Origin of the sequence: Serratia sp. JSRIV004 (assembly GCF_019968705.1) — a bacterium.
GTDB classification, from domain to species: domain Bacteria; phylum Pseudomonadota; class Gammaproteobacteria; order Enterobacterales; family Enterobacteriaceae; genus Chania; species Chania fonticola_B.
Map to the genome: position 1 here is coordinate 1,525,366 of NZ_CP074140.1, position 17,312 is coordinate 1,542,677.

General features: G+C 53.9%; 17 protein-coding genes. 4 read left to right on the top strand and 13 right to left on the bottom strand.

All coding sequences use genetic code 11. From position 1 onward, the window contains the following. Positions 1–24 precede the first annotated feature (24 nt). Positions 25–1,005, top strand: a complete 981-nt coding sequence (thiL, locus tag KGP21_RS07075; protein WP_179252240.1) for a thiamine-phosphate kinase — start codon at positions 25–27, stop codon at positions 1,003–1,005. 57 nt (positions 1,006–1,062) lie between these two features. Here the strand turns inward: thiL and dinQ are convergent, their stop codons facing one another. The 5 genes from dinQ to xseB form a co-directional block, all read right to left on the bottom strand. Next, positions 1,063–1,158 (bottom strand): damage-inducible type I toxin DinQ, encoded by a 96-nt coding sequence (gene dinQ / locus KGP21_RS29720; protein ID WP_368443917.1) that lies wholly within the window; start codon positions 1,156–1,158, stop codon positions 1,063–1,065. Between the two features lie 378 nt (positions 1,159–1,536). Continuing rightward, positions 1,537–2,511, bottom strand: coding sequence for an aldo/keto reductase (locus KGP21_RS07080; RefSeq protein ID WP_094981202.1), 975 nt, complete (start codon positions 2,509–2,511; stop codon positions 1,537–1,539). Between the two features lie 120 nt (positions 2,512–2,631). After that, the gene (gene dxs / locus KGP21_RS07085) at positions 2,632–4,494 is read right to left on the bottom strand and encodes a 1-deoxy-D-xylulose-5-phosphate synthase (RefSeq protein WP_209528349.1); all 1,863 of its coding nucleotides are present in this window, start codon (positions 4,492–4,494) and stop codon (positions 2,632–2,634) included. Positions 4,495–4,515: 21 nt separating this feature from the next. After that, the gene (gene ispA, locus KGP21_RS07090; protein ID WP_059200010.1) at positions 4,516–5,418 is read right to left on the bottom strand and encodes a (2E,6E)-farnesyl diphosphate synthase; all 903 of its coding nucleotides are present in this window, start codon (positions 5,416–5,418) and stop codon (positions 4,516–4,518) included. Between the two features lie 5 nt (positions 5,419–5,423). After that, complete coding sequence (xseB, locus tag KGP21_RS07095) at positions 5,424–5,687, bottom strand: exodeoxyribonuclease VII small subunit (RefSeq protein ID WP_024483932.1); 264 nt, start codon at positions 5,685–5,687, stop codon at positions 5,424–5,426. A 284-nt stretch (positions 5,688–5,971) separates the two neighbouring features. Here xseB and thiI point away from each other — a divergent pair, with 284 nt between their 5' ends. Continuing rightward, complete coding sequence (gene thiI / locus KGP21_RS07100) at positions 5,972–7,420, top strand: tRNA uracil 4-sulfurtransferase ThiI (RefSeq protein ID WP_037375262.1); 1,449 nt, start codon at positions 5,972–5,974, stop codon at positions 7,418–7,420. A gap of 177 nt (positions 7,421–7,597) precedes the next feature. Continuing rightward, a complete protein-coding gene (locus tag KGP21_RS07105) occupies positions 7,598–8,389 on the top strand; it encodes a DUF4198 domain-containing protein (RefSeq protein WP_223537609.1) in 792 nt (263 codons plus the stop codon). Between the two features lie 40 nt (positions 8,390–8,429). On the opposite strand, the gene yajL is transcribed toward KGP21_RS07105, so the two are convergent. Together yajL and panE are read right to left on the bottom strand one after the other, a co-directional pair. Continuing rightward, positions 8,430–9,020 (bottom strand): protein deglycase YajL, encoded by a 591-nt coding sequence (gene yajL, locus KGP21_RS07110; protein ID WP_021180181.1) that lies wholly within the window; start codon positions 9,018–9,020, stop codon positions 8,430–8,432. Beyond that, positions 8,983–9,894 (bottom strand): 2-dehydropantoate 2-reductase, encoded by a 912-nt coding sequence (gene panE, locus KGP21_RS07115; protein WP_021805488.1) that lies wholly within the window; start codon positions 9,892–9,894, stop codon positions 8,983–8,985. Before panE ends, yajL begins: the two co-directional genes overlap by 38 nt. Positions 9,895–10,063: 169 nt before the next feature. On the opposite strand from panE, the gene KGP21_RS07120 reads away from it, so the two are divergent. Then, positions 10,064–10,555: a YajQ family cyclic di-GMP-binding protein gene (locus tag KGP21_RS07120; protein WP_021180179.1), complete on the top strand. Its 492-nt coding sequence runs from the start codon at positions 10,064–10,066 to the stop codon at positions 10,553–10,555. 33 nt (positions 10,556–10,588) lie between these two features. Here the strand turns inward: KGP21_RS07120 and KGP21_RS07125 are convergent, their stop codons facing one another. The 6 genes from KGP21_RS07125 to cyoA all read right to left on the bottom strand — a co-directional run bounded on the left by KGP21_RS07125 (position 10,589) and on the right by cyoA (position 16,956). After that, on the bottom strand, positions 10,589–11,953 hold the full coding sequence (locus KGP21_RS07125) for an MFS transporter (protein ID WP_024483938.1): 1,365 nt from the start codon (positions 11,951–11,953) through the stop codon (positions 10,589–10,591). Between the two features lie 202 nt (positions 11,954–12,155). Continuing rightward, positions 12,156–13,046, bottom strand: coding sequence for a heme o synthase (gene cyoE / locus KGP21_RS07130; RefSeq protein ID WP_021180177.1), 891 nt, complete (start codon positions 13,044–13,046; stop codon positions 12,156–12,158). A gap of 17 nt (positions 13,047–13,063) precedes the next feature. Next, positions 13,064–13,402: a cytochrome o ubiquinol oxidase subunit IV gene (locus KGP21_RS07135; RefSeq protein ID WP_021180176.1), complete on the bottom strand. Its 339-nt coding sequence runs from the start codon at positions 13,400–13,402 to the stop codon at positions 13,064–13,066. Then, a complete protein-coding gene (locus KGP21_RS07140; RefSeq protein WP_021805486.1) occupies positions 13,403–14,017 on the bottom strand; it encodes a cytochrome o ubiquinol oxidase subunit III in 615 nt (204 codons plus the stop codon). Continuing rightward, entirely contained in the window at positions 14,007–15,998 is a 1,992-nt protein-coding gene (gene cyoB, locus KGP21_RS07145; protein ID WP_021180174.1) for a cytochrome o ubiquinol oxidase subunit I, read from the bottom strand. The genes KGP21_RS07140 and cyoB overlap by 11 nt, the downstream gene beginning before the upstream one ends. A 4-nt stretch (positions 15,999–16,002) precedes the next feature. Beyond that, positions 16,003–16,956, bottom strand: a complete 954-nt coding sequence (gene cyoA / locus KGP21_RS07150) for a cytochrome o ubiquinol oxidase subunit II (protein WP_037375261.1) — start codon at positions 16,954–16,956, stop codon at positions 16,003–16,005. Positions 16,957–17,312 lie beyond the last annotated feature (356 nt).

Here is a 17,312-nt window from a genome sequence, read left to right on the forward strand (position 1 = left end):
CCTTACTTCTTTGGAAGACGAATTATGGCATGTGGCGAATTTGATCTCATTGCCCGCTATTTTGACCGGTTCAAAAGTGTGCGCCGCGACGTACAGCTCGGCATTGGCGATGACTGCGCACTGCTTACAGTGCCGGAAAAACAGCTTTTAGCCATCAGTACCGATACCCTGGTTTCGGGTATTCACTTCCTGGCGGATATCGATCCCGCCGATCTCGGTTATAAAGCCCTGGCGGTTAACCTGAGCGACCTGGCCGCAATGGGCGCCGATCCCGCGTGGCTATCGCTGGCGTTGACGTTGCCGGAAGTGAACGAAGAGTGGCTCAAGGCGTTCAGCGATAGCCTGTTCGAACAGATGAATTACTACGGCATGCAACTGATTGGCGGCGACACTACCCGTGGCCCGCTGAGCATGACGTTGACGATCCACGGCCATATCCCGGTCGGGCGGGCGCTAACCCGCAGCGGCGCGCGTATTGGCGACTGGATTTACGTGACCGGTACGCTGGGCGACAGCGCCGCCGGGCTGGCAATCCTGCAGGATCGTTTGCAAGTGAGCGATCGGGCTGCTCAACAATATCTGTTGGCGCGCCATCTGCGCCCGCATCCGCGTGTGCTGCAAGGCCAGGCGCTGCGTGATTTGGCCAGCTCGGCGATCGATATCTCCGACGGTCTGATTTCCGATCTGAGACACGTGCTGAACGCCTCTGAGTGCGGTGCCCGTATCGAGCTGGATGAGTTGCCGCTGTCGCAGACGCTGACCAGCAATACCGATGAAGATCAGGCGTTGCGCTGGGCGCTGACCGGCGGTGAAGATTATGAACTGTGCTTCACCGTGCCAGAGATCAATCGGGGTGCGCTGGAAGTGGCATTAAGCCATTTAGGTGCGGATTACACCTGTATTGGCCAGATCGGCCCGCAGTCTGAAGGGATGAAGTTCTACCGCGATCAGCAAGAGGTTGAACTGCCTTGGAGTGGTTACGATCACTTCGGGAGCGCTCAATAGTTATTATTAAAGGTCGGAGGCGGCAAACCCCCGACCTTAGCTACGTTTCCACAGTCATCAATCGATGAGCCGGCGGATCAGTTCCAGCAGCGCAACCAGCGCTTTAAGAACGATGAGAACTTTATCAATCAAAGTTTTCATCCGTTTCTCCATCAAGTGGAGTGAGAACGCCGTTGCTTACTCATACGCTGCCTGTCACAACGGTTTATCCCGAATGTTAGTTAGGGATAGTTCAACTCCGGCCAGAGCACTGAAATCAGCACCACCTGTATTTCAGCCAGGACTTGAAGACGTCTATCCCACGCTGCGAAAGGCCAAAGTTTAACTATCACTATGACTAACCTCCTGATTATATCGGAGGGGTGAGTAAAAAACGAGCGTCAAATTGTACGAATTTGCACCTCTCAATCTTTTGTCTTATACTGGCCCGTGTTAGTTAGGGATAGTTCTACCCTGGTCAGAGTATCGGCCGAAACGCAAAAACCCGACCTCACCAGTCGGGTTTTTGCATTTTGGGTTACGCCTCTGCTGCTATTCAAAGCCGACCACATGATGCGGCACATAGGCCGTTTCTAACTCTGCAATCTCTTGCGATGTTAGCTCCAGATCAACGGCGGCTAAGGCATCGACCAAGTGTTCGCTGCGTGAGGCACCAATAATCGGCGCGGTAACCACTGGTTTACTCAGCAGCCATGCCAGGGCGATTTGCGCTCGCGAAACGCTGCGCTCTTCAGCAATAGTGGCTACGCGCTCGGCAATCAGGGCATCAACCCCTTCGGTAGCGTCATACAAGGTTTTGCCATATAGGTCGCTGACCAGACGCGCTGTAGTTTCGCCCCAGGGGCGTGTCAGCCTGCCACGAGCCAGCGGGCTCCAGGGAAGTACGGCAATCCCTTCGGCGGCGCATAGCGGGTGCATTTCGCGCTCTTCTTCCCGTTGGATCAGGTTGTACTGATCCTGCATGCTGACAAAACGTGTCCAGCCGTGCAGATCGGCGGTGTACAGCGCCTTGGCAAACTGCCAGGCGTACATCGAAGAGGCCCCGATATAGCGTGCTTTACCCGCTTTTACTACGTCATGCAGGGCTTCCAGCGTTTCTTCGATCGGGGTTTCATAGTCCCAACGGTGGATTTGCAGTAAATCGACGTAGTCGGTACCCAAACGCCGCAGGCTGTCGTCGATCGACTGCATGATCTTGGGGCGTGACAGGCCGCGCTCCAGGTTGCTCATGGCGTTATAGACTTTGGTGGCAATCACCACCTCGTCGCGGCGAGCAAAGTCGCGCATTGCCCGGCCAACGATCTCCTCGCTGCTGCCATCGGAATAGTTGTTGGAGGTATCAAAGAAGTTGATGCCCGCATCCAGCGCCTGCTTGATCAACGGGCGGCTGCTTTCCTCTGGCAGCGTCCAGGCGTGGTTGCCACGTGAGGGTTCTCCATAGGTCATACAACCCAAACAGATGCGGGAAATGTTGAGATCGGTGTTACCTAACTTTAGATATTTCATGCCTCTCTCCTGTGTACCGTTCAAAAAATAACTGTAGCGGAAAATGATGCAGAAATGATGGGCGTGGCGTTGAAGGGTGGGATTGATAAGGGCGCCCAGTGGGACGCCCTTTTGGTTAAATCATGCCAACCAGGTTTCGATCTGGCGCTGAATACCGGCCGCATCCAGGCCCAGATCGCTGCGGATCTCTTCCTGGCCGCCCTGTGGGATAAATTCATCCGGCAGGCCAATATTCAGTACGGGCACGACACGACGTTTGGCCATCAGCAGTTCGTTAACCCCGCTGCCAGCGCCGCCCATAATGGCGTTCTCTTCCAGCGTCACCAACACTTCGTGGCTGGCGGCCATTTCCAGCACCAGCTGTTCGTCCAGTGGTTTGACAAAACGCATGTCTACCAGCGTAGCGTTCATCGCTTCGGCGACCTGAGCGGCTTCCGCCAACAGGGTACCAAAGTTGAGGATGGCAATCTTTTCCCCTTCGCGACGCACGATGCCCTTACCGAGCGGCAATGGGGCCAGAGGTTCCAGCGTTGCACCCGTACCGTTGCCCCGTGGGTAGCGTACCGCACTTGGGCCCGTGTTATGGTGATAACCGGTGTACAGCATCTGGCGGCATTCGTTTTCATCACTTGGCGTCATGATCACCATGTTCGGGATGCAGCGCAGGAACGAAAGATCAAAGGCGCCCTGGTGGGTCTGGCCATCTGCACCGACAATCCCACCGCGGTCGATGGCAAACATCACCGGCAGCTCCTGGATCGCTACGTCGTGGATCACCTGATCGTAGGCGCGCTGCAGGAAGGTAGAGTAAATCGCCACCACCGGCTTGTAACCGCCGATCGCCAATCCGGCGGCGAAAGTCACCGCATGCTGCTCGGCGATCGCCACGTCGAAATATTGCTGCGGATAGTCACGAGAGAACTGCACCATGCCGGAACCTTCGCGCATGGCTGGCGTGATCGCCATCAGTTGGCTGTCTTTGGCCGCCGTTTCACACAGCCATTCACCAAAGATCTTGGAATAGGTTGGCAGGCCGCCAGCGCTTTTTGGCAGGGTGCCGCTGGCCGGATCGAATTTTGGCACCGCGTGGAAGCTGATCGGATCCTTTTCTGCCGGAGCATAGCCACGGCCTTTCTTGGTCATGATATGCAGTAACTGCGGGCCTTTCAGGTCACGCATGTTTTTTAGCGTAGCGGCCAATCCCTGCACGTCATGCCCGTCTACCGGGCCAATGTAGTTAAAGCCCAGCTCTTCAAACAGCGTGCCGGGGACCACCATGCCTTTGAGGTGTTCTTCGGTACGCTTGAGCAGTTCTTTGATCGGCGGTACGCCGGAGAGTACCTTCTTGCCGCCTTCGCGTAGCGTGGAGTAGAGCTTGCCAGACAGCAGCTGCGCCAGATGATTATTCAACGCTCCGACGTTTTCGGAGATCGACATTTCATTATCGTTCAGCACCACCAGCATATCCGGGGTGATGTCGCCAGCGTGGTTCATGGCTTCGAACGCCATGCCTGCGGTGATGGCACCGTCGCCTATCACGCAGACGGTACGGCGGTTTTTGCCCTCACGCGCGGCGGCCACGGCCATACCAAGACCCGCGCTGATCGAGGTTGAAGAGTGGCCAACGGACAACACGTCATATTCACTTTCGGCGCGCCACGGGAAAGGGTGCAGGCCGTTTTTCTGGCGGATGGTCGAGATGCGGTCACGCCGACCGGTCAGGATCTTGTGTGGGTAAGCCTGATGGCCAACGTCCCAAACCAGGTGATCGAAAGGAGTGTTGTAGACGTAATGCAGTGCCACCGTCAGCTCGACGGTACCCAGCCCAGACGCAAAGTGGCCACTGGAGCGGCTGACGCTGTCCAGCAGGTATTGCCGCAGTTCATCACACAACTTCGGCAGGCTTTCTTTTGGCAATGAGCGGAGCTCTTCAGGATTTTCCGCTAAGGCCAAGGTCGGGTATTTGGCTATATCAAGACTCATTCAGTACTCATATCAGAGGAGTTAATTGTCGCGTTCAATAATGAAGTTGGCCAATGCACGTAACGGTGCGGTGTTATAAGATTGTGTGGCCAACGAGTCTAATGCGGCCAAGGCTTCCTGATAGAGATCCCACGCTTTTAACTTGGCGCTGTCAAGCCCAAGTAGTGCAGGGTAGGTACTCTTGCCAAGCTGTTGGTCGGAGCCTTGGCGCTTACCGATTTTTTCGGTTTCGCCCACGACGTCGAGAATATCGTCCTGCACCTGAAACGCCAGCCCTATGGCGGCCGCGTAACGGTCAAGTTCAGGGAGTGCAGCACGGCCCGGCTCACCGGCGGCCAAAGCCCCCAAGCGAACCGCGGCACGGATCAGCGCGCCGGTTTTATGGCGGTGGATCTGTTCTAGTGCCTGTAGATCGATCTGCTTACCTTCGGCTTCCAGATCCAGCGACTGGCCACCGCACATACCGGCAACGCCGCTGGCTTTGGCCAGTTCGGAAATCATCGCCAGCCGATCGCGCAGGGCTACATCGGGCATGTCTGCGTCGGCCAGGATCGAGAAAGCCAGCGTTTGAAGGGCATCGCCCGCCAGAATCGCGTTAGCTTCCCCGAATTTGATATGGCAGGTTGGCTGGCCGCGGCGCAGATCGTCGTCATCCATCGCTGGCAGATCGTCATGGATCAGCGAATAGGCATGGATGCATTCCACCGCCGCCGCTGGGGCATCCAGATTCTCCAGGCTCAGGCCAAACATTTGCCCGGTGGCGTAAACCAGGAAAGGCCGTAGTCGTTTACCGCCCAGTAAGGCGCCGTGACGCATCGCCTCAACCATTTTGCCATCATTGAACGGCAGCGGAGCGATATAGCCAAGCAGTGCGCGATCGCTGCGCTGATGGAAGGCCTGTAACTGATCGTGGAACTCAGACATCGTAATTACTCAGCGTCCGGGGTAAAAGGGGTCAGTGCGGCATCGTCGTTCTGGTCGTTGAGCAGGATCTGTACTCGCTGCTCCGCCTGTTGCAGCTTCTGTTGGCCCTGGCGAGCCAATTGGACGCCACGCTCAAACTCATTAAGCGCATCTTCCAGAGGCAACTCGCCGGATTCCAGGCGGGTTACGATACTCTCGAGTTCGCTCAGAGAATTCTCAAAGCTGATGCTTTGCTCTTTACTGTCTGATTGTGCAGGTTTTTTCGCCATAGTTTTCTTTTTACATCATCATGTGAACAGTGGGGCCCGAGCCTATCCTAGCGGATCTTGATTAGCAAATCATGGCACGTCTATGTGGTTTTGTGCACGGCGCGCATGCAGATAGTGATATACTTCGCGCCCAGATAAGATTGATAAAAGCTCGGCCAGCCCGCGATTTTATCAATCTTATCGCCATTGTATACCTAATAGCCTTGCAGTGGCAGCTAACCACGGCCGCTGAAACCCATAGGGCAGAGGTATTGCCTCATTTTCATCAGACTATAAAGACCGCCATGAAGTTTATCATTAAATTGTTCCCGGAAATCACCATCAAGAGTCAATCTGTGCGCTTGCGCTTTATTAAGATCCTGACTACCAACATCCGTAACGTCCTGAAGCAGTATGATGAAACTCTGGCGGTTGTCCGTCACTGGGATTTTATCGAGGTGCGTGCCAAAAACGAAGATCAGCGCCCGGTGATTGCCGATGCTCTGACGCGTATTCCCGGTATTCACCATATCCTGGAAGTGGAAGATCGCGCCTATACCGATGTCCACCACATCTTTGAACAGACGCTGGAAACCTACCGCGAGCAGCTGGAAGGCAAGACCTTCTGCGTGCGGGTGAAACGCCGCGGCAAGCATGAGTTCAGCTCGCAGGATGTAGAGCGTTACGTTGGTGGCGGTTTGAACCAGCATATTGAAAGCGCGCGCGTCAAACTTTCTCGCCCTCAGGTGACGGTAAATCTGGAGATCGATGACGACAAGCTGATGTTGGTCAAGGCGCGCCGCGAAGGCATTGGCGGCTACCCGATTGGCACTCAGGAAGATGTGCTGTCACTGATTTCCGGCGGTTTTGACTCTGGTGTTTCCAGTTATATGCTGATGCGCCGTGGCTGCCGTGTACATTATTGCTTCTTTAATCTGGGTGGCGCGGCGCACGAAATTGGCGTCAAGCAGGTTGCCTACTATCTGTGGAACCGCTTCGGCAGCTCACACAAGGTGCGCTTTGTGGCGATCGATTTCGAACCGGTGGTCGGTGAGATCCTGGAAAAGGTCGACGATGGTCAAATGGGCGTGGTGCTCAAACGCATGATGGTACGTGCCGCTTCCCAGGTTGCTGAACGTTATGATGTGCAGGCTTTGGTGACCGGCGAAGCGCTGGGCCAGGTTTCCAGCCAGACCCTGACCAACCTGCGTCTGATCGATAACGCCTCCGATACCCTGATCCTGCGCCCGCTGATCTCGCATGATAAAGAGCACATCATCAACGTGGCGCGTGAAATCGGCACTGAAGACTTTGCCAAGACCATGCCGGAATATTGTGGTGTGATCTCAAAAAGCCCGACGGTCAAGGCAATCAAAACCAGGATTGAAGAGGAAGAAGGGCACTTTGACTTCGAGATCCTCAATCGCGTGGTGCGCGAAGCGCGTAACGTCGATATCCGCACTATCGCAGAAGAAACCAGTCAGCAGGTCGCCGAAGTAGAAACCGTGGCTGAATTCAGCGCTAACGAAGTGATCCTGGATATCCGCTCGGTGGACGAGCAGGAAGAGAAGCCGCTGCAATTGGCGCAGGTGGAAGTCAAACTGCTGCCGTTCTACAAGTTAGGCACGCAGTTTGCCGATCTCGATCAGAGCAAAACCTATCTGCTGTACTGTGAGCGCGGCGTAATGAGCCGTTTGCAAGCGCTGTACCTGCTGGAGCAGGGCTACGCTAACGTTAAAGTCTACCGCCCGTAATCTGCGTTGCAGGGTAGCAATGCCGTTTCTCTGGTGTTGCTATCCTTGACCACTTCCTCTGCTTGATCCTCTTTTTTCTCTTTCCCCTCGAATAACTTTGACATAGTGGCTTACTTTGGTTTATTTATTGTTACGTTATAACATATCTTTTGTGTGGATTGGGAAAGGAGCAGGTTAATGCAGTTGAAAAAGTTGGTGGCGATACTGCCTTTTTGGTTTGTCAGCCATTCGCAGGCCCATTCGTTATGGGTTAATGCGTTACCCGCTGCGGGCGGGCAGAGCACGATAGAGCTCGGTTATGGAGATGAGTTCCCTACCGCAGAAGCGATCCCTGAAGATCGCCTGCACATTTTCGCACCGGCACAGCTGATCGGTAAGAATGGGGATCTGATGCTGAAGCCTGGTAAAGAGAATTACCAGTTCGTGACGGAAAAACCGTTAGCCAAGGGTAGCTATGCCGCTATCGCTATCTATAACCCCACCTATTGGTCGAAAAATAAATCGGGATGGCAACAGCAGAGCAGGACGGAAATGCCAGACGCGCTTTACTGCGAGCGGGCCTCCATGTTTGGCAAAACCATTGTGAACATCGATGGGGCGACAGAGACCGCAGTCATCAGCCAGCCGCAGGGGTTGCAGCTGGAAATTATCCCGTTAGCCAACCCGGCCACCATCAAGCCAGGGCAGCCGTTGCCAATACAGGTATTGTATGACGGGAAACCGCTAAAGAATGCCGATGTGACGGCGACGTTTGCCGGATTTGGCGACCCACACGAGCACCACGGGCATACGCATAGTCATGCCAAAGCCTTTTTGAATCAGACCGACGGCAAGGGCAAAGTCAACGTTTACCCGCTGAAGGCAGGATATTGGGTAGTCGAAACCGAACATAAACGGCCTTATGCGGATAAGGCGAAATGTGATGAATCCGTGTTGCTTTCAACGCTGACCTTTACCATCAGCGAATAAGCCATTGGCTTGGCAGGCCAACTGGCCTGCCAATATTGCTTCAATCGCGGAAGTCGTACATGCCGGGGATCAGTACCAGCTGTGCCGCTATCTCAGCCGCTTTGGCCTTACCCAACAGCAAATCGATCAGTTTCAGGGCAAACTCCATCGAGGTGCCTGGCCCTTGACTGGTGAGCAGGTTGACGCGTGGGTCGAACACGACGCGTCTTTCCATCCACTGCTCTTCCGGGATTTGCTCTTTCAGGCCAGGGAAGCCGGTCATATTGCCGATCGGGAACAGTTGGTGATGCTGCAATACCAAGGCCGGTGCCGCACAGATGGCGGCGACAATATTGCCTTGCAGATGCATCTGGCGAACTTTTTCCACCAGCAACGGGCTGTCGCGAAAACACTCTGCTCCCTTGATACCGCCAGGTAAGACGATGGCGTCAAAGTGGTCATCAACAATTGCCACCAAGGGGGCGTCTGCCAGCAGCTTGACGCCGCGTGAGCAGACGATGGTCAGGCCACCATCACTGGCAACGCTGGCGGTCGTTACTTTGACACCGGCGCGAACCAGCAGGTCGATGGTGGTTACGGCCTCGGTTTCTTCACTACCAGGTGCCAGGCAGACCAATACCGATGCGCTCATAGCTATTTTCCTTGCGTTTAATGATTTCAAACAGCCGGGTATTTTCTGGCAACGGAATGCCGTGGCTGCGTCCGCGACGCAGCAAATAACCGGTAATGTAGTCGATCTCGGTGTGCCTTTGAGAACGGATATCCTGGAGCATTGAGGAGATGTTGTCCGCCGTTGACTGGATCACCTGCATCACATAGAACACCAGGCTTTCGCACGAGGTGTGGTGACCTTCCATCTCCATCACGCTAGCCACTTCACGGCAGATAAGCTCTATCTGCTCAGGGTAGCGTTGTAGATCGCCGTTACGGCAGTCATACAGCACGGTTAGCGGGTTAATGACGCAGTTGACCGCCAGTTTGCGCCAACTGGCCGAAGCAATATTGTTATGCCAGGCAACGTCGGGCAGAGCCTGGTGCAGGATCTCTGCCAGATGGCTGAGGTGGGTGGCTTGCTGGGTCGTTGGGCCGATGTGGGTGGTGCCGTTGGCGACGTGCACAATGGTGTTACCATCGTGGCGTGCGGCATGGGTGGTAATTCCCTGAAGCACCGGCTGGCTGTGCGGTGGCAATTCCTCTTGAGTCCCTATGCCGTTATGCAGCAGCAAAATGGCACAGCGAGGGTTTAATTTGGGCAGTAATGCTGTCACCGCGCTGGAAACCTGCCAGGCTTTCAGCGTGACCAGCAGCAACTCACTTTGCCGCAGGTGTTCAGGATCGTTGGTGGGTAAATTACGGTTAAACGAGGTGCCGTCGGGTTCAATGACGTTGACCGCACAAAATGGCTGGGGCACCCGTAACCATCCCTGTACATCGTGGCCCTGCTGATAGAGTTTGGCTAGCCACAGTTGTCCGAGCGCGCCGCAACCAAGAATGGTTATTTTCATTTCATCTCCCTGGTTTTCGGAAAGACCACTGATGCATCCTTTTGATTATAGGCTTTTCTGTTGTTGAACGTCTTGTTCAGGCATATATCTGAATTTTGCCTGAAACCGCAAAGCGGGTATCATGCACGGCAACGAAATCATACAGCACCCATTCAGGAGGAAGAGAAGTATGCCATCTTTCGACATCGTTTCCGAAATTGATATGCAGGAAGTTCGCAACGCCGTTGATAACGCTACCCGCGATCTCAGCACCCGTTGGGATTTCCGTAACGTACCGGCCAGCTTTGAGCTGAACGAGAAAGACCAAAGCATTAAGGTCGCCAGCGAGTCTGACTTCCAGGTGCAGCAATTGCTCGATATCCTGCGCGAAAAACTGATGAAACGCAGCATTGAAGGCGGTGCGCTGGAAATCCCGGAAGAACTGACCCACAGTGGCAAAACCTACAGCGTGGATGCCAAGCTCAAGCAGGGGATCGAAAGCTCAATGGCGAAGAAGATCGTCAAGCTGATCAAAGACAGCAAGCTGAAGGTACAGGCGCAGATCCAGGGTGATGAAATCCGCGTTACCGGTAAGGCACGCGACGATCTGCAAAGCGTGATGGCGCTGATCCGTGGTGCCGATCTGGGACAGCCGTTCCAGTTTAAAAACTTCCGCGATTAAGTTGTGCAGGGCCGGTAAACCGGCCCTATTGTTTTAAAGCGCTGCGATCAGGGCTTCCAACTGACCGCGATTGGTCTGTTTGGTATCTACCTTCACGTAAGCGCTGCGTTCCTCGGGAACTACGACCGCTTCCGCTACCCCCGGCTGAGCCAGCAAACGGCTTTGCAACGCCGAATCTTTTACCGCCAGTTCAGACAACGTGATACGCAGGCTGCTGACGTAAGGCGGCTCTTTCATGGTGCTGCTGACCACAAACCAGACGGCGGCTAGTACCGCACCGGCGATAAAGACCAACCCTGCTCCCTGAAAACCATATAACCAGCCGCCCACGCTGCCGCCGATGGCCACGCCAATAAACTGGCTGGTAGAGTAAACCCCCATCGCCGTGCCTTTATAACCCGCCGGGGACTCTTTGCTGATCAGCGAAGGCAGGATGGCCTCCATGACGTTAAACGCCATAAAGAACAGCTGCACTCCGGCAATGATGCCCCATAGATGCTGGCCAGAAAACCACAGCACCACCTCGGCGCAAAACAGTACCGCCACGCAGCCCATAAAGACCTGCTTCATACGGCGGTATTTTTCCGCATAGATGATAAACGGCACTACGGCAATGAAGGAAACCAGCATGGTGACCAGATAGACTTTCCAGTGGTCCGCAGCGGCCAGCCCAGCTTTTTCCATCGCCAACGGTAAGGCAACGAAGCTGGACATCAGCAAGATATGCAGGCACAGGATGCCAAAGTTGAGTTTCAACAGCCGCGAATTGTTCAGCACCTTGCTAAAACTGCCCCGCACGATGCTCGATTCCCGGTTCAGCACGTGTTCGTCGGCAGAAGGGACGACCAGTAAGGTAATCGCGATACCAGCCAGTGACAGCACGGCAATCATCCAGAACAGCGCATGCAAACCGAAAGCATGGGTCACTATCGGGCCCACCACCATGGCGATAGCAAAGGTGATACCGAAGCTGATGCCGATAAACGCCATCGCCTTGGTACGGTTCTGTTCGCGGGTTAAATCCGACAGCAGCGCCATTACCGCAGCGGCTATCGCCCCGGAACCCTGCAATGCACGGCCAAGAATGATGCCCCAGATAGAGTCGCTTAAGGCTGCGATCACGCTGCCAAGGGCGAAGATCAGCAGCCCGCCGACGATCAGTGGCTTACGGCCAACGCGGTCCGAAATCAGGCCGAAGGGGATCTGGAATACCGCCTGCGCCAGGCCATAAATACCGATAGCCAGGCCGATCAGTGCCTCGCTGGCACCGTGCAGCGCCATCCCATAGGTGGTCAGTACCGGTAACACCATAAACATGCCAAGCATGCGCAGTGAGAATACGGTTCCCAAGCCCCAGGTCGCACGGCGTTCTTGGGGCGTCATTATATTGTCGTTCATCTTGACCTCAGTAAAGCCTATTCCAACGGGCTAAGTAGGGGGACTTAGCCTGTTGGAATAGCCTCGGCAAAGTTGCGTCATTCTAGTGCGAAGGGCAGGGGGGGTAAATCGAATGTTGTTTAACAGATATTACAGTTGGCGTGCTTTTCTCTGAAACAAATAAAATGGGCCGCTGAGCGGCCCATTCGCAGACATCCGCTGTTTACCAAGCGTAGGTTAACAGGGTTTCTGGTGTAGCACTGGCACTGAAATCGATCGACATCATTACGCTAAGTGAAGTAATGGCCACGATTGAGAACACAAACAGTTTGCGCGCCCAGACGCTGTCATTTTCCGCTTTGTAGCCGCGTAACGCCATGCCCAGCCACCACACGCTCACCGCCGCTGCGACGATCAGGTATTTGTAGCCAGCATAACCGCCCAGGGTCAGCATCAGCGTGGCGATCATAAACGCCAGGATGTAGAGCGTAATATGGTTTTTGGCAACGGAGATGCCTTTCACCACCGGCAGCACCGGGATATTGGCTGCCTGGTAATCTTTAAAGCGGAAGATGGCAATCGCATAAGAATGCGGCATCTGCCACAGGCTAAAGATAGCCAGCAGGATCAACGCACCAGCGTCAAACTCGTTAGTGACCGCGCAGTAGCCAATAACCGGTGGCGCAGCTCCAGACAGGCTGCCGATCAGCGTGCCATATACCGAGTGGCGTTTCATGTACAGGCTGTAAACGCCGACATAAACCACAAAGCCCATCACCGCCAGCCACATGGCCAGCGGGTTGGCTGCGATATACAGCAGTGCAAAACCAGCAATACCCAGCAAGGTAGCGTAAACCAGGCTCACACTCGGCGCGATCAGGCCTTTTACCAGCACCCGGTTCTTCGTTCTCTCCATTTTCTTGTCGATGTCGCGGTCAATGTAGTTGTTAAATACACAGCCCGAGGCAACCACCAACGAGACCCCTAACAGGGTGGCGAGAAACAGGGGATAGTCGATGCTCCCTTTGGAAGCGAGCAGGAATCCCCCGACGACAGAAATTAAATTACCGAAAATAATTCCTGGTTTAGTTACTTGCAGGTATTGCTTAATCATCACGTCCAGCTCTGCTCTTAATCGACCATCATGTTGATGTTGAGGTTGTACATAATCCAGAGTGAACCCACAACAACGATACCGATGATCATAACGGTGAACAGCAATGCCACCAGGTTCCAGCGCTCTTCCGATGAGGTGTTCATATGCAGGAAGTAAACCAGGTGAACGATCACCTGGATAACCGCCATGCCGACCACAACCGCCAGGATGGTGGAGTGAGAGGCGCTGCCGCTCATCACCATCGCAAATGGAATTACCGTCAGGATGACCGACAGGATAAAGCCGGTCAGATATGACTTCACGCTACCGTGGCTTGCGCCGCCGTGAGAGGTATCATGGGATGAATGGCTCATTTACATTACCCCCAGCAGGTAGACAACGGTAAATACGCAGATCCAGACCACGTCCAGGAAGTGCCAGAACAGGCTCAGACACATCAGACGGGTTTTATTGGTTGGGTTCAGGCCACGCTTGCTCACCTGAATCATCATGATGATGATCCAGATCAGGCCGGTGGTTACGTGCAGACCGTGAGTACCTACCAGCGCAAAGAAGCTGGAGAGGAACGCACTGCGGTCTGGGCCGTAACCTTCGGCGATCAGGTGATGGAATTCATAGATCTCCATCGCCACGAAGCCGAGGCCAAACAGGAAGGTCAGGAACAGCCAGGTGTTAACGCTGCTGACCTTGCCCTTGTTCATGCCGATCATCGCCATACCGTAGGTGATGGAGCTGAACAGCAGGAGGAAAGTTTCAACCAGTACAAAATTCAGGTCGAAGATATCTTTCCCAGTGGGACCGCCAGCGGTCCCGTTCACCAGTACTGCATAGGTTGCGAACAAGCTCGCAAACAAAATACAGTCGCTCATCAGGTAAACCCAGAATCCGAAGACCTTGGTTTCTCCTGCATCGTGGTGCCCATGCTCGACATGGGCTGCGCTATGGTTGGTCAGAGTATCAGTTGACATGTTTCACGCCTGCTTTGCTGATTTGTTCATAGTGTTGGTTTTCAATGCGCTCGATCTCATCAACCGGCACATAGTAATCAACATCTTCATCGAAGCTCTTGACGATCCAGGTCACGATCATGCCGACGAAGCCAGCAATCGCCATCCACCAGATATCCCAGATCATCGCGAAACCAAATACCAGGCTGAAGCCAGCAATAATCACACCGGCGCCGGTATTCTTCGGCATATGAATCGGCTCGTACTTCGCGGGTTTCTTATAGGCTTCGCCTTTTTCTTTCATGTCCCAGAACGCATCACGATCGTGAATTTCTGGCACTACGGCGAAGTTATAGAACGGAGGTGGTGAAGAGGTTGACCACTCCAGCGTACGTGCACCCCACGGGTCACCGGTCAGATCGCGGTTTTGCTCGCGGTCGCGGATACTGACGTAAACCTGGATCACTTGGCACAGAATACCGCAGGCAATCAGCGCTGCACCGCCAGCCGCAACCAGCAGCAGAGGGTGGAACTCAGGATTGATATTCTGGCTGATACGGCGAGTCATCCCCATGAAGCCCAGTGCGTACAGCGGCATAAAGGCGACGAAGAAACCGATGATCCAGAACCAGAATGCGCGGATACCCCAGGTCTCATTCAGACGGAAGCCGAAGGATTTAGGGAACCAGTAGGTCAGGCCAGCGAAGCAACCGAACACCACACCACCGATAATGACGTTATGGAAGTGGGCAATCAGGAACAGGCTGTTGTGCAGCACGAAGTTGGCACCCGGTACCGCCAGCAGCACGCCGGTCATCCCACCGATGGAGAAGGTGATGATGAAGCCCACGGTCCACAGCATCGCGGAGTTAAGCTGAATACGGCCCTGGTACATGGTGAACAGCCAGTTGAAGATTTTCACCCCGGTCGGGATGGAAATGATCATCGTGGCAATCCCGAAGAAGGCGTTAACGTTGGCGCCTGACCCCATGGTAAAGAAGTGGTGCAGCCAAACGATAAACGACAGGACGGTGATCGCGATGGTTGCCCATACCAGTGAGGTATAGCCGAACAGGCGTTTCTTCGAGAAGGTGGCGGTAACTTCAGAGAACACACCGAACACTGGCAGAACCAGGATATACACCTCTGGGTGACCCCAGGCCCAAATCAGGTTGATGTACATCATCATGTTGCCGCCCATATCATTGGTAAAGAAATGGGTGCCCAGATAGCGATCCAGGGTCAGCAACGCGACGGTGACAGTCAGAATTGGGAAGGAGACAATGATCAGCACGTTGGTACAAAGTGCTGCCCAGGTGAATACAGGCATCTTCATCATCGGCATGCCAGGGGCACGCATCTTCAGGATGGTGGCGAAGAAGTTCACACCGGTCAACAGGGTACCCAGACCGGAAATCTGCAGACTCCAGATCCAGTAATCGACCCCGACGCCAGGGCTGTATTCCTTACCCGACAACGGTGGATAGGCCAACCAGCCGGTCTGCGCGAATTCACCAACACCCAGCGAGATGTTGATCAAGACCACGCCGACCACGAAGAACCAGAAGCTCAGGGAGTTCAGGAACGGGAAGGCAACGTCGCGCGCACCGATTTGCAACGGCACTACCACGTTCATCAGACCCACCACGAAAGGCATCGCCATGAAGAAGATCATGATGACGCCGTGCGCGGTAAAGATCTGGTCGTAGTGGTGCGGCGGCAGGAATCCGGCCTCACCGGCAGACGCGAGCGCCTGCTGGCTACGCATCATGATGGCATCAGCAAAACCACGCAGCAGCATAACCATAGCCACGATGATGTACATGATACCGATTTTTTTATGGTCGACCGAAGTCAGCCATTCGCTCCACAGCCACTTCCATTTGCCGAAATACGTGATCAGCGCCAGCAGGGCCAGCCCGCCAACGATGATTGCAGCAACGGTGACCATGATGATCGGTTCATGCAACGGAACCGCATCAAGTGTTAATTTTCCCAACATCAGATTATTCCTCGGCTCCGGCGTGAGCATGTTCACTCATGTCCATACCCTGGCTCATGTCCATGCCCTGATGCGCGGAAGCTTCTGCGCCTTTGTGCATGTGCATATCACCCATGAATTTGCCAATTGTCTCTTTGAACAAATTCGGTTTGACACTGGAGAAGTACTCAACCGGGTTGTTTTCACTCGGCTCTGCCAGTTTGTTAAAATCGCTGGTGGCGTTAAGGGTATTAGACGATTCTTTCACCTTGGCTACCCACTGATCGAAGTCGCCTTCGGTCGGGGTGACAATGGCGGTGAATTTCATGCCGGAGAACCCACGGCCACTGAAGCTGCTGGAAATACCATCGTATTTGCCTGCTTCGTTGCCGATCAGGTGCAGTTTGGTCTGCATCCCGGCCATCGCATAAATCTGCCCACCTAACTGAGGAATAAAGAACGAGTTCATTACCGAGTTAGAGGTGACTTTGAATTCGACGGGAACATCTTTCGGGAAAGCCAGCTCATTAACGGTCGCGATCCCCTGCTCTGGGTAGATGAACAGCCATTTCCAGTCTAACGATACCACTTCGATGGTCATTGGCTTTTTGTCGGCGACAATCGGCCTGAATGGATCCAGCGCGTGGGTTGTTTTCCAGGTTATGGTGCCAAGGATGGCGATGATAATGATTGGAATGGTCCAGACGACCGCTTCAATCTTGTTGGAGTGTGACCAATTCGGACTGTACTTGGCGCTCTTGTTGGAAGCACGATACTTCCAGGCAAAGGCAAATGCCATGAAGATCACTGGCACCACAACGATCAGCATCAAGCCGATTGCCGTGAGGATCAGTCTTCGTTGCTCAACACCTATTGCTCCTTTGGGATCCATCAACACCATATCGCAACCGCTTAGCAGAACGGTGGCGACAATTAAGGATAACATCCCAATACTTTTATTGTATTTCTTAAGTCTCATCTAACGACCCCAATTACCAAGGCTCTATATTGTCGTTTCATGTGTGCGGGCATTTTACGGGAAGGTTGCAGTACTGTAAACATACTTAAGAGAGTGTCAGCGGCTTGTTGACACTTTCTGTTAAGGGGGTCACACATGTAACGTAAGGTGACAATTTACTAATGGCAACAACGTGTTGGCGAGCTGAATCGTTCCGGGGGGATGCTATGTCATGGAAAACCAAGGGTATGTCAGGATATGGCGTCAGCGGTGGCGATGTTTGAATAGGCGCAAAAAGGTTTATTTAATGTAAAATTTTTGTTTTGTTGAGGTGAATTAAAATCTATTTCCGAGCGTTTTACTCGGGTAAAAAAATA

Bases quoted from the DNA above. Each gene is read 5' to 3' on its own strand.
- thiL (WP_179252240.1), top strand. From the start codon at position 25: ATGGCATGTGGCGAATTTGATCTCATTGCCCGCTATTTTGACCGGTTC.
- dinQ (WP_368443917.1), bottom strand. From the start codon at position 1,158: ATGGAGAAACGGATGAAAACTTTGATTGATAAAGTTCTCATCGTTCTT.
- KGP21_RS07080 (WP_094981202.1), bottom strand. From the start codon at position 2,511: ATGAAATATCTAAAGTTAGGTAACACCGATCTCAACATTTCCCGCATC.
- dxs (WP_209528349.1), bottom strand. From the start codon at position 4,494: ATGAGTCTTGATATAGCCAAATACCCGACCTTGGCCTTAGCGGAAAAT.
- ispA (WP_059200010.1), bottom strand. From the start codon at position 5,418: ATGTCTGAGTTCCACGATCAGTTACAGGCCTTCCATCAGCGCAGCGAT.
- xseB (WP_024483932.1), bottom strand. From the start codon at position 5,687: ATGGCGAAAAAACCTGCACAATCAGACAGTAAAGAGCAAAGCATCAGC.
- thiI (WP_037375262.1), top strand. From the start codon at position 5,972: ATGAAGTTTATCATTAAATTGTTCCCGGAAATCACCATCAAGAGTCAA.
- KGP21_RS07105 (WP_223537609.1), top strand. From the start codon at position 7,598: ATGCAGTTGAAAAAGTTGGTGGCGATACTGCCTTTTTGGTTTGTCAGC.
- yajL (WP_021180181.1), bottom strand. From the start codon at position 9,020: ATGAGCGCATCGGTATTGGTCTGCCTGGCACCTGGTAGTGAAGAAACC.
- panE (WP_021805488.1), bottom strand. From the start codon at position 9,894: ATGAAAATAACCATTCTTGGTTGCGGCGCGCTCGGACAACTGTGGCTA.
- KGP21_RS07120 (WP_021180179.1), top strand. From the start codon at position 10,064: ATGCCATCTTTCGACATCGTTTCCGAAATTGATATGCAGGAAGTTCGC.
- KGP21_RS07125 (WP_024483938.1), bottom strand. From the start codon at position 11,953: ATGAACGACAATATAATGACGCCCCAAGAACGCCGTGCGACCTGGGGC.
- cyoE (WP_021180177.1), bottom strand. From the start codon at position 13,046: ATGATTAAGCAATACCTGCAAGTAACTAAACCAGGAATTATTTTCGGT.
- KGP21_RS07135 (WP_021180176.1), bottom strand. From the start codon at position 13,402: ATGAGCCATTCATCCCATGATACCTCTCACGGCGGCGCAAGCCACGGT.
- KGP21_RS07140 (WP_021805486.1), bottom strand. From the start codon at position 14,017: ATGTCAACTGATACTCTGACCAACCATAGCGCAGCCCATGTCGAGCAT.
- cyoB (WP_021180174.1), bottom strand. From the start codon at position 15,998: ATGTTGGGAAAATTAACACTTGATGCGGTTCCGTTGCATGAACCGATC.
- cyoA (WP_037375261.1), bottom strand. From the start codon at position 16,956: ATGAGACTTAAGAAATACAATAAAAGTATTGGGATGTTATCCTTAATT.